The 10,979-nt window shown below is 75.2% G+C and carries 11 protein-coding genes; 6 read left to right on the top strand and 5 right to left on the bottom strand.

The genetic code is table 11. From position 1 onward, the window contains the following. Window positions 1–14 precede the first annotated feature (14 nt). Window positions 15–746: a ZIP family metal transporter gene (locus ABZX30_RS18330; RefSeq protein ID WP_355934609.1), complete on the bottom strand. Its 732-nt coding sequence runs from the start codon at window positions 744–746 to the stop codon at window positions 15–17. A 103-nt stretch (window positions 747–849) separates the two neighbouring features. Between ABZX30_RS18330 and cobM the strand changes: the two genes are divergently transcribed. The 6 genes from cobM to cobC are packed head-to-tail and all read left to right on the top strand — an operon-like array spanning window position 850 to window position 7,161. Further along, on the top strand, window positions 850–1,668 hold the full coding sequence (cobM, locus tag ABZX30_RS18325; protein ID WP_355934607.1) for a precorrin-4 C(11)-methyltransferase: 819 nt from the start codon (window positions 850–852) through the stop codon (window positions 1,666–1,668). Then, a complete protein-coding gene (gene cbiE / locus ABZX30_RS18320; RefSeq protein ID WP_355934605.1) occupies window positions 1,665–2,906 on the top strand; it encodes a precorrin-6y C5,15-methyltransferase (decarboxylating) subunit CbiE in 1,242 nt (413 codons plus the stop codon). Before cobM ends, cbiE begins: the two co-directional genes overlap by 4 nt. After that, window positions 2,903–4,585 (top strand): precorrin-3B C(17)-methyltransferase, encoded by a 1,683-nt coding sequence (gene cobJ / locus ABZX30_RS18315; protein WP_355934603.1) that lies wholly within the window; start codon window positions 2,903–2,905, stop codon window positions 4,583–4,585. Before cbiE ends, cobJ begins: the two co-directional genes overlap by 4 nt. Then, on the top strand, window positions 4,582–5,169 hold the full coding sequence (locus ABZX30_RS18310; protein WP_355934601.1) for a precorrin-8X methylmutase: 588 nt from the start codon (window positions 4,582–4,584) through the stop codon (window positions 5,167–5,169). The genes cobJ and ABZX30_RS18310 overlap by 4 nt, the downstream gene beginning before the upstream one ends. Next, window positions 5,166–6,107 (top strand): sirohydrochlorin chelatase, encoded by a 942-nt coding sequence (locus ABZX30_RS18305; protein WP_355934599.1) that lies wholly within the window; start codon window positions 5,166–5,168, stop codon window positions 6,105–6,107. The genes ABZX30_RS18310 and ABZX30_RS18305 overlap by 4 nt, the downstream gene beginning before the upstream one ends. Further along, window positions 6,097–7,161 carry an Rv2231c family pyridoxal phosphate-dependent protein CobC gene (cobC, locus tag ABZX30_RS18300; RefSeq protein WP_355934597.1) on the top strand — a complete coding sequence of 355 codons (1,065 nt, stop codon included), beginning with the start codon at window positions 6,097–6,099 and terminating at the stop codon, window positions 7,159–7,161. The genes ABZX30_RS18305 and cobC overlap by 11 nt, the downstream gene beginning before the upstream one ends. A gap of 158 nt (window positions 7,162–7,319) precedes the next feature. Here cobC and ABZX30_RS18295 read toward each other — a convergent pair whose 3' ends face one another. The 4 genes from ABZX30_RS18295 to ABZX30_RS18280 all read right to left on the bottom strand — a co-directional run. Then, window positions 7,320–8,222 (bottom strand): SCO1860 family LAETG-anchored protein, encoded by a 903-nt coding sequence (locus ABZX30_RS18295; protein WP_355934595.1) that lies wholly within the window; start codon window positions 8,220–8,222, stop codon window positions 7,320–7,322. A gap of 130 nt (window positions 8,223–8,352) precedes the next feature. Beyond that, window positions 8,353–9,444, bottom strand: a complete 1,092-nt coding sequence (locus ABZX30_RS18290; protein WP_355934593.1) for an amidohydrolase family protein — start codon at window positions 9,442–9,444, stop codon at window positions 8,353–8,355. 18 nt (window positions 9,445–9,462) lie between these two features. Then, window positions 9,463–10,257 carry an amino acid ABC transporter ATP-binding protein gene (locus ABZX30_RS18285; protein ID WP_355934591.1) on the bottom strand — a complete coding sequence of 265 codons (795 nt, stop codon included), beginning with the start codon at window positions 10,255–10,257 and terminating at the stop codon, window positions 9,463–9,465. Continuing rightward, on the bottom strand, window positions 10,254–10,979 hold a 726-nt coding region (locus tag ABZX30_RS18280; RefSeq protein ID WP_355934589.1), incomplete at its 5' end, for an amino acid ABC transporter permease. The genes ABZX30_RS18285 and ABZX30_RS18280, both read right to left, overlap by 4 nt.

The raw sequence follows: 10,979 nt of genomic DNA, 5'->3' as shown, positions 1-10,979 counted from the left end.
GAGCGCCGCACGCGTCAGCCGGAGATGCCCACGACCAGCCAGATGAACGCCGCTCCGGCCACCGTGCACAGCAGGGTGGAGCGGGCGGGGTGCTCGTGGTGGGCCTCGGGGAGGATCTCGGCGGCGGCGAGGTAGAGCAGCGCGCCGCCGAACAGGCCGAGGTACCCGCCGAGGAGCTCCTCCGGGACGGTCAGGAACACGGTCGAGGCGGCGCCCAGCACGGGCGCGCAGGCGTCGGCGACGAGCATGGCCACGGCCTTGCGGCGCGCGTTGCCGTACAGGCTCGTGAGGGTGAAGGTGTTGAAGCCGTCCGCGAAGTCGTGGGCGATGACGGCGAGCGCGACCGCCGCGCCCATGCCGCCGCCCACCTGGAAGGCCGCGCCGATCGCGACGCCGTCCATGGCGCTGTGGCCGACCATCGCGGACGCGGCCGCCAGGCCCACCTCGGGCGCGCGGTGATTGTGTGCCTCGGCGCCACCGTGCGAGGCCTGCCGGGCGGCCAGCGTCCGTTCCACCAGATGGGCGAGGAGGAAGCCGGTCACGAACAGCAGCAGGGCCGCCGGCACGCCGAACACCGGCCGGCCGGCCGCGCGCAGCGCCTCCGGCAGCAGGTCGAGGCCGACCACCCCCAGCATCAGGCCGCCGGCCAGGCCGAGGACCAGGTGGCGGCGATCGGTCACGCGTTGTGCCGTCCAGCCCCCGGCCAGCGTCATCAGGAACGCGCCCAGCGCGACGAAGACCGCCATGTGTTCTTGCTATCCGATCGACCCGCGCGCACGCATCCCCGGCCGTAGCCGCCGCGCTCACAGGACTTTTGCTCGTAGGACTTGTAGGAGAGGACAGATTCTCATGGCCGATGCCCCCACCGGCAAGGTGACCTTCGTCGGTGCCGGCCCCGGCGCCGCCGACCTGCTGACGTTCCGTGCCGCGCGCGCCATCGCCGAGGCCGACGTGGTGATCTGGGCGGCCAGCCTGGTCCAGGCGGAGGTCCTCGGGCACGCGCGCAAGGACGCCGAGATCCTGGACTCGGCGGCCATGTCCCTGGAGGACGTCGTCACCGTGTACGAGCGGGCCCACCGGGAGGGCCTGAAGGTGGCCCGTATCCACTCCGGCGATCCGGCCCTGTGGGGCGGCACGCAGGAGCAGCTCGACCGGTGCGCCCGGATCGGGATCGGGACGGAGGTCGTGCCCGGCGTCTCCGCCTTCTCCGCCGTGGCCGCACTCGCGCGGCGGGAGCTGACGGTCCCGGAGGTGGCGCAGTCGGTCGTGCTCACCCGGCTGGGCGGCGGCAAGACGCCGATGCCGCCGGGCGAGGAGGTGCGCGAGTTCGCCCGGCACGGCACCACCATGGCGATCTTCCTGTCCGCGGCCCGCAGCGGGCAGCTGGTGCGGGAGCTGCTGGAGGGCGGCTATCCGACGACCACCCCGGTCGTCGTGGCGTACCAGGCGACGTGGCCGGAGGAGCTGGTCGTGAGGTGCACGGTCGGCACGCTGGAGGAAACCGTCAAGGAGCACCGGCTCTGGAAGCACACCCTCTTCCTGGTCGGCCCGGCCCTGGACGCCGAGGGCACCCGCTCGCACCTGTACCACCCCGGTCACTTCCACGGCTACCGCAAGGCCGATCCCGAGGCCCGCCGGGCTCTGCGCGAGCGGGGGGCGAGTACGTGATCACCGTCGTCGGTACGGGAACGGGTGCGCCGGCCGACGCCGCCGCGGTGGCGGGGGCCGAGCTCGTCGTGGGCGGGCGGCGGCACCTGGACGCCGCGGTGCTGCCCGAGGCCGCCGAACGGATCGTGCTGGGCCCGCTGGCACCCGCCCTGGACACCGTGCGGGAGTACGTCGACCAGGGCCGGCGCGTGGTCGTGCTGGCCTCGGGCGACCCGGGGTTCTTCGGGATCGTGCGGGCGCTGGCCGAACGGTTCGGGGCCGAGCGGCTGGACGTGCGGCCGGGGGTGTCGTCCGTCGCGGCCGCTTTCGCCCGGCTGGGTCTGGCCTGGGACGACGCGGTGGTGGTCAGCGCGCACGGACGGGACGCGCGGACGGCCGTGCACGTGTGCCGGGCGCATCCGAAGGTCGCGGTGCTGACCGGGCCCGGCGCCGGTCCGGCCGAGCTGGGCGCGGCGCTCGCCCGCACCGCCCCCGGGCGGGTCCTCGTCGTCGCGTCGGCGCTGGGCGACGCCGCCCGCGAGCGCGTGGAGCGGGTCTCCCCCGCCGAGGCCGCCGAGCGGGACTGGGGTGCGGCGGTGAGCGTCGTGCTGTGCCTGGACGAGTCGCGGACGCTCGGTCCCGTACGGACGCTCGCGGGCCCGGCCGCCGCGGCTGCCGGGTGGGCGCTGGACGAGACCGGCTTCGCGCACCGCGACTCGATGATCACCAAGTTCGAGGTGCGGGCGCTGGCCCTGGCCCGGCTCGGGCCCCGTCCCGGCGAGCTGGTGTGGGACGTGGGCTCCGGGTCCGGGTCGGTCGCCGTGGAGTGCGCGCGGCTCGGTGCCGCCGTCAGCGCGGTGGAGAAGGCCCCGGACGGGGTGGAGCGGATCCGCGCCAACGCCGTCGCGCACGGCGTCGACGTGCACGTGGTGCACGGCACGGCACCCGAGGTACTGGCCGGGCTGGACGACCCCGACGCCGTGTTCGTCGGCGGCGGGGGGCGCGGGCTGCCCGGCATCGTCGGTGTCTGCGCGCGGCGGGCCCGGCGGGCCGTGGTCGTCGCGATGGCCGCGCTGGACCGGGTCCCGGCGGTCCGGGCCGCGCTCACCGGCGCCGGGTTCGCCTGCGACGGCGTACTGCTGCAGTCGTCCCGGCTCGCGCCGCTGCCGGGGGACGTGACCCGGCTGGCGGCGACCAATCCCGTTTTCCTGCTGTGGGGAACCAGAGCCCCCAGCCGTAGCGAAGGAGTCGCTCAGTGATCGGCCTCATTTCCGCCACCGCGGCGGGGGCGGCCGCGCGCGACCGGCTGGCCGCCGCGTGGCCGGGCCGTACGCGCGTGTACGACGGTCCCGTCGGGGACGCCGTGCGGGCCGCGTTCGTGGAGTGCGAGCAGCTCGTGTGCTTCCTGGCGACGGGGGCCGTGGTGCGGCTCCTGGCGCCGCTGCTGGCGGACAAGGTGTCGGACCCGGGTGTGGTCTGCGTCGACGAGGGCGGACGGTTCGCCGTGTCGCTGGTGGGCGGGCACGGCGGCGGGGCCAACGGGCTCGCCCGCGAGGTGGGCGGGGTGCTGGGCGCCGAGCCGGTGGTGACCACCGCGACGGACTCCGTCGGGCTGCCGGGCCTCGACACGCTCGGACTCGCGGTGGAGGGTGCCGTCGCGGCCGTCTCGCGGGCCCTGCTGGACGGTGAGCCCGTCGCCCTGGAGACCGAGGTGCCGTGGCCGCTGCCGCCGCTGCCGACGGCGCCGGAGGGGGCGTACACGATCCGGCTGACCGACCGGGACGTCGTGGCGGGCGAGCGCGAGGTGCTGCTGCGGCCGCCGTCCCTGGTGGTCGGGGTCGGGGCCTCGAGGGGCGCGCCGGCCGACGAGGTGCTCCGCCTGGTCGAGGCCGCGCTGCGGGACGCCGGGCTCTGCGCGAGGTCCGTCGCCGAACTCGCCACCGTCGACGCCAAGGCCGGGGAGCCGGGCATCGTGGCCGCCGCCGAGCGGCTGGGCGTGCCGCTGGTGACCCATACGGCCGAGGTGCTGGCGGGCGTCGAGGTGCCCAACCCGTCCGACGCGCCGCTGGCCGCGGTCGGCACGCCGTCCGTCGCGGAGGCCGCCGCGCTGGTCCGGGGTGGCGAACTCCTCGTTCCCAAGCGGAAGTCGGCGGCGAGCCCGGCGATGGCGACCTGTGCCGTGGTACGGCGGCCGGGGCGCGGACGGCTCGCGGTGGTCGGGCTCGGGCCGGGCGCCCGGGATCTGCTCACCCCGCGCGCCGAGGCGGAGCTGCGGCGGGCGTCCGTGCTCGTCGGGCTCGACCAGTACGTCGACCAGATCCGCGACCTGCTGCGGCCCGGCACCCGGATCCTCGAGTCGGGGCTCGGCGCGGAGGAGGAGCGGGCGCGCACGGCGGTCGCTCAGGCCCGCGCGGGGCACGCGGTCGCGCTGATCGGCAGCGGGGACGCGGGCGTGTACGCGATGGCCTCGCCGGCGCTCGCCGAGGCCCGCGACGACATCGACGTGATCGGGGTGCCCGGGGTGACGGCGGCGCTCGCGGCCGGGGCGGTGCTGGGCGCGCCGCTCGGCCACGACCACGTCTCGATCAGCCTGTCCGACCTGCACACGCCGTGGGAGGTCATCGAGCGGCGGGTGCGGGCGGCGGCCGAGGCGGACCTCGTGGTGACCTTCTACAACCCGCGCTCGCGGGGCCGCGACTGGCAGTTGCCGAAGGCGCTCGCGATCCTCGCCGGGCACCGGGAGCCGGCCACGCCCGTCGGTGTCGTGCGCAACGCCTCGCGGCCGGACGAGTCCAGCCGGCTGACGACGCTGGACGCGCTGGACGCGACGACGGTCGACATGATGACGGTCGTCACCGTGGGCAATACGGCGACCCGTGAGATCGCGGGCCGCATGGTGACGCCGCGCGGCTACCGCTGGCAGGAGGCCGCCGAATGAAGCGTGTGGTCCACCCGATCGAGGTGGAGTCCTACCGGCGGCTGCGTGCCCGCCTGGACACCTCGCACTTCCCGACGCTGACCCGGGCCGTCGTGGAGCGGGTCGTCCACTGCGCCGCCGACCTCGAGTACGCCACCGATCTCGTCATGGCCGAGGGCGACCTGGTCAGGGCGCACGCCGCGCTGCACGGCGGGGCGCCGGTCGTCGTGGACGTGGAGATGGTCGGGGCCGGCATCACCCGGCGCGAGACCGTCTGCCGGCTCCGGGACGCCGGGTCCGAGCCGGGTCTGACCCGTTCGGCGCACGCGATACGGCTCGCGTACGAGCAGGTCGGTCCGGGTGCCCTCTGGGTGATCGGCAACGCGCCGACCGCGCTGGAGGAGCTGCTCACCCTGGACGCCGATCCGGCGCTCGTGATCGGTCTGCCCGTCGGCTTCGTCGGCGCCGCCGAGTCCAAGGCCGCGTTGCGCGCGAGCGGACTGCCCGCCGTGAGCAACGTGTCCGAGAAGGGCGGTTCGGCGGTCGCCGCCGCCGCGCTCAACGCCCTGCTGTACCACCCCGTCCCCGCTGAGGAGAAGCCGTGACCACCCCGCCGCCCGCCCTGCTCATCGCCGGCCACGGCACCCGGGACGACGCCGGAGCCGAGGCGTTCCGTGACTTCGTCCGGGAACTGGGCCGCCGCCACCCCGAGCTGCCCGTCGCGGGCGGCTTCATCGAGCTGTCCCCGCCGCCGCTGGGCGACGCGGTGACCGAGCTGGTGGACCGGGGCGTACGCCGTTTCGCCGCCGTCCCGCTGATGCTGGTCTCCGCCGGGCACGCCAAGGGCGACATCCCGGCCGCGCTGGCCCGCGAGAAGGAACGGCACCCCGGGATCTCCTACACCTACGGCCGTCCGCTCGGCCCGCACCCGGCGCTGCTGAACGTGCTGGAGCGGCGGCTGGACGAGGCGCTCGGCACCGCGGCGCGCAGGCCGGAGGACCGGGCCGACGTGACCGTGCTGCTCGTCGGCCGCGGCTCGACCGATCCGGACGCCAACGCCGAGGTGCACAAGGCCGCCCGGCTGCTGTGGGAGGGGCGCGGGTACGCCGGTGTGGAGACGGCGTTCGTGTCGCTGGCGGCTCCGGACGTGCCGAGCGGCCTCGACCGGTGCGCGAAGCTGGGGGCGCGGCGGATCGTCGTGCTGCCCTACTTCCTGTTCACCGGCATCCTGCCGGACCGGGTGCGGCAGCAGACCGCGGGCTGGGCCGCCGCGCACCCGGAGACCGAGGTGCGGTCGGCGGACGTCATCGGGCCCGAGCCGGAACTGCTCGACCTGGTCATGGAGCGGTACGAGGAAGCCGTCGGGGGCGACCTGCGGATGAACTGCGACTCGTGCGTGTACCGCATCGCGCTGCCCGGCTTCGAGGACAAGGTGGGTCTGCCGCAGCAGCCGCACTTCCACCCGGACGACGACGGAGACGGGGACGGGCACGGGCACGGGCACCACCATCACGGGGGGCACGCACACAGCCATGCGCACTGAGGACACCGTCACGGGCGGGCCCGATCTGCGCCACCACGGGGACGCCGAGGTCCGGGACGACGGGGCCGCGCTGGTCGACCTCGCCGTCAACGTCCGCGCGGACACCCCGCCCGGATGGCTGCGGGAGCACATAGCCGGGTCGCTGGACCTGCTCGCCGCCTACCCGGACGGGCGGGCCGCGCGGGCGGCGGTGGCCGGGCGGCACGGGGTCCCGGCGGAGCGGGTGCTGCTGACGGCGGGGGCGGCGGAGGCGTTCGTGCTGCTCGCGCGGGCGCTGGGGGTGCGCCGGCCGGTGGTGGTGCATCCGCAGTTCACCGAGCCGGAGGCGGCCCTGCGGGACGCGGGGCACGGCGTGGACCGGGTGCTGCTGCGGGAGGAGGACGGCTTCCGGCTGGATCCGGCGGCGGTCCCGGAGGACGCCGACCTGGTGGTGCTCGGCAATCCGACGAATCCCACGTCGGTGCTGCACCCGGCCGCGGCGATCGTCGCCCTGGCCCGTCCCGGGCGGGTGCTGGTGGTCGACGAGGCGTTCATGGACGCGGTGCCGGGCGAGCGGGAGGCGCTGGCCGGGCGGACCGACGTACCCGGGCTCGTGGTGCTGCGGAGCCTGACCAAGACGTGGGGGCTGGCCGGGCTGCGGATCGGCTACGTGCTGGCCGCGCCGGAGACGGTCGCGGAACTGGAGCGGGCCCAGCCGCTGTGGCCGGTGTCCACGCCCGCGCTGGCCGCGGCGGGGGCGTGCGTGGCCCCCCGGGCCCTGGCGGAGGCGGCGCACGCGGCCCACCGGGTGGCGTCGGACCGGGCCCATCTGGTGGCGGGGCTGTCCGCGTTCGCCGGGCGGGGCGTGCGGGTGGTGTCCCCTGCGGAGGGGCCGTTCGTCCTGGTGCGGATGGAGGGGGCGGCCGCCGTGCGGGAGCGGTTGCGGCAGCTGGGGTACGCGGTGCGGCGGGGGGACACCTTTCCCGGGCTCGGGGAGGGGTGGGTGCGGGTCGCTGTGCGGGACCGGGGGACGGTGGACGGGTTCCTGCGGGCGCTGGACGCCGCGCTGGGGTGAGCCGGAGCTCCGTCAGGGGCTCGCCCCTGGACCCCGGGGTTTCCCACCCTCCCACCATCTCGCCCCACCGGGAGGTGACCGCCCCTGGAGCTCCGCCCCGGACCCCGGCGGGCTCAGCCCTGCACTCCGGCGGGGTCCGCTGCCCCGTGGGGGTGCCGTCAGTTCTTTCGCCGCCGCACCAGCGCCACCGCTCCCCCGCCCGCCGCCAGGAGCACGGCCGAGCCTGCCGCGAGGTACGGGGTGAGGGAGTTCGCGCCGGTCTCCGCCAGGCCGGTCCTGGCGGGGGCGGCCTGGGGCTTGATGTCGGGGGCCGGGGTCCTGTGCGGGGTCTTGTGCGGGGCGGCCGGGGTCTCGCAGGTCGCCCCGGCCAGGGTGACGGTGCCCTCCACCTCGGCCACGTTCAGCTTCAGCGGGTTCACGGAGACCGTGAGCCGGAGGGCGGTGGCGGCCGCGGTGCGGGAGGTGGTCTCGCGCTGGGAGAGGTCCAGGCGGACCTGGCCGACGCCGGGCACGCGGACGTCCGTCGGTCCGCCGGCGGTGAGGGTGACGCGCTTTCCCAGGACCGTGACCGTGCCCGGGACGGCGGAGGCGGCGACCGGCGTCCTGCCGGGCTCGCAGGTCGCCCTCGCGGTGACGGTGTCCAGCTCGACGAGGGAGAGCAGGGGCAGGCCGGGGACGTGGAGCCGGGCGTGGGCGAGGTGGACGGTGGCTTCGGCGCGGGTCGCGGTCGCCGTCGTCTTCGCCGAGGCGACGTCCGCGCCGAGCACCGGGAAGGGCCGGCCCCCGCCCACGCCGTCCAGGCGGGCGGTGAGGGCGGTCCTCGCGGCGGTGTGCGGGGCCCGGACCTCGTTCAGGGAGACGGCGAACGGAACGTGCACGGTCCTGTTCACGAGGGACACGTCGAGCCCGGTGCGCAGCACGACGGCGGCGGCGCGGCCGTGGTCGCCGGCCGCCAGGGCGGAGCTCGCGGCGGCCGGTGTGACCGCCCCGGCGGCGAGTGCCGCGGCCGTCGCGACGGTGGCCCAGCGGCGTGCGGGCATGCGGAAGGTGGTGCCGTTCACGGTGGGGACCCCCAGGGGAGACGTGCTCGGGACCCGGCAAGAATCGCGCACCGAGGGTGAACCGTCAGCGATCCGGCGTCAGTTCACTCCATCGTGGATTTTCCGTCAGCGCGTGCGAATAGTCCGGTGGTTATTCGACCACGCGCCCGTTCAGCACCACCCGTCGCGGTGACGCCAGCACCCGTACGTCCGCACGGGGATCCGCCTCGTACACCACCAGGTCGGCCGGTGCGCCCTCCTCCAGACCGGGGCGGCCGAGCCACTTCCGCGCGCCCCAGCTCGTCGCGGAGAGGGCGTCGGCGGGCGGGAGGCCGGCGGCGACCAGTTCCGCGACCTCGGCCGCGACCAGGCCGTGGGCGAGCGAGCCCCCGGCGTCCGTGCCGACGTACACCGGGATCCCGGCGTCGTGGGCGCCGCGTACGGTGTCGTAGCGCCGTTCGTGGAGCCGGCGCATGTGGGCGGACCAGCGCGGGAACTTGGCCTCGCCGCCGTCGGCGAGCCGGGGGAAGGTGGCGATGTTGACGAGGGTGGGGACGATCGCGACGCCTCGCGAGGCGAACAGCGGGATCAGGTCCTCCGTCAGGCCCGTCGCGTGCTCGATGCAGTCGATGCCCGCCTCGACCAGGTCGCGCAGGGAGTCCTCGGCGAAGCAGTGCGCGGTCACGCGGGCGCCCAGGCGGTGGGCCTCGGCGATGGCCGCCTCGACCGCCTCGCGCGGCCAGCAGGCGGACAGGTCGCCGAGGTCGCGGTCGATCCAGTCGCCGACCAGCTTGACCCAGCCGTCGCCGCGCCGGGCCTCCCGGGCGACGTACGCGACGAGGTCGTCGGGCTCGATCTCGTGGGCGTAGCCCCGGATGTAACGGCGGGTGCGGGCGATGTGCCGGCCGGCCCGGATGATCTTCGGCAGGTCGTCGCGGTCGTCGGTCCAGCGGGTGTCGGAGGGCGAGCCCGCGTCGCGGATCAGCAGGGTGCCGGCCTCGCGGTCGGTCAGCGCCTGCTTCTCGGCCACGTCCTGCCCGACCGGGCCTTCGGCGCCGAGGCCGACGTGGCAGTGCGCGTCGACCAGGCCGGGCAGTGCCCAGCCCTCGACGGTCCTCACGTCGCGGGCGCCGGCGGGACGGTCGTACGAGATCCGGCCGCCGACCACCCACAGCTCGTCCCGGACCTCGTCCGCACCGACGAGGACCCGGCCCTTCACGTGCAGCACCGCGCGTTCGCTCATGCACCGCACCTTAATGAGCTACCGGCCGTCCTCGCCCACCCGGTCCGGGGCCCCCTCCTCCACCTCGGCCATCGCCGGGTCGAGGAGGCGGGAGAGGAAGTGGCGGGTCCGGTCGTGGCTCGGGGCGCCGATGACCTGGTCCGGGGAGCCGTCCTCGACGATCACGCCGCCGTCCATGAAGACGACCCGGTCGGCGACCTCGCGGGCGAAGGTCATCTCATGGGTGACGACCATCATGGTCATGCCCTCGTCGGCGAGGCGGCGCATCACCGCGAGGACGTCCCCGACGAGTTCCGGGTCGAGGGCGGAGGTCGGCTCGTCGAAGAGCATCACCTCCGGGCCCATGGCCAGCGCGCGGGCGATGGCGACGCGCTGCTGCTGGCCGCCGGAGAGGGACGAGGGATAGGAGTCCGCCTTGTCGGCGAGGCCCACCCGGCGCAGGTTCTCGGCGGCCACCGCGGCGGCCGTCGCCTTGTCCCGCCGGAGCACCCGGCGCTGCGGGAGGGTGAGGTTCTCGGTCACCGTGAGGTGCGGGAAGAGGTTGAACTGCTGGAAGACCATGCCGATGCGGCGGCGGGCCGCGTCGATGTCGACGTCGGGGTCGGTCAGCTCCACGCCGCCGACGAAGACCCGGCCCCCGGTGGGTTCCTCGAGGAGGTTGACGCAGCGCAGCAGGGTCGACTTGCCGGACCCGGAGGGGCCGATGACGCAGACCACCTCGCCCTGGCCGATCTCCAGGTCGATGCCGCGCAGCACGTGGTTGTCGCCGAAGGACTTGTGCAGGTCCTGGACCATGACTTCGGGGGTGCTCACTTGACGGCCTCCTGGGCCTTGGCCTCCATGCGGCGGACGGCGAAGCCGAGCGGGATCGTGACCAGCAGGTAGCACAGGCCGGCCACGAGGATCGGCGTGGAGTTGGCGGTCGTGCTGGCCAGGTCGCGGCCGAACTTGGACAGTTCGCGTTCCTCCAGGGTGACGCCGAGGAACAGCACCAGGGAGGAGTCCTTGAAGAGCAGGACGAGTTCGTTGGTGAGCGGCGGGAGGATGATCCGGAAGGCCTGCGGGACGATGATCGAGGCCATGGCGCGGGCGGGCGAGAAGCCCAGCGAACGGGCCGCCTCCATCTGCCCCTTGGGCACCGCCTGGATGCCGGCCCGGATCGTCTCGGCCATGTACGCGGCCGCCACCAGGCCGAGGGCGAGGGCCACCTTGCCGTACGTGCCGCCGATGATCTCGGTGCCGGGGAAGGCCAGCGGCACGGCCACGCCGATGAAGATGAAGATCAGCAGGGCGGGCAGGCCGCGGAAGATCTCGATGTAGATGCCGGCGAGCCAGCGGTAGGGGCCCACCGGCGACAGCCGCATCAGCGCGATGACCATGCCCAGCACCAGACCGACCAGGAAGCCGGACACGGTGTACAGCACGGTGTTCTTCAGCGCCAGGGTGATGATGTCGGGGAACATCTGCCGGGCGATGTCCGCCTGCGCGAACTGGTTCCGCAGCTGTCCCCAGTCGGCCGTGACCGCGAAGGCGGT

It is taken from the genome of Streptomyces sp. NPDC004542 (assembly GCF_040610035.1).
Classification (GTDB): domain Bacteria; phylum Actinomycetota; class Actinomycetes; order Streptomycetales; family Streptomycetaceae; genus Streptomyces.
The sequence above is the reverse complement of the archived record's forward strand: the minus strand, read 5'-3'. Positions and strand labels throughout refer to the sequence as shown.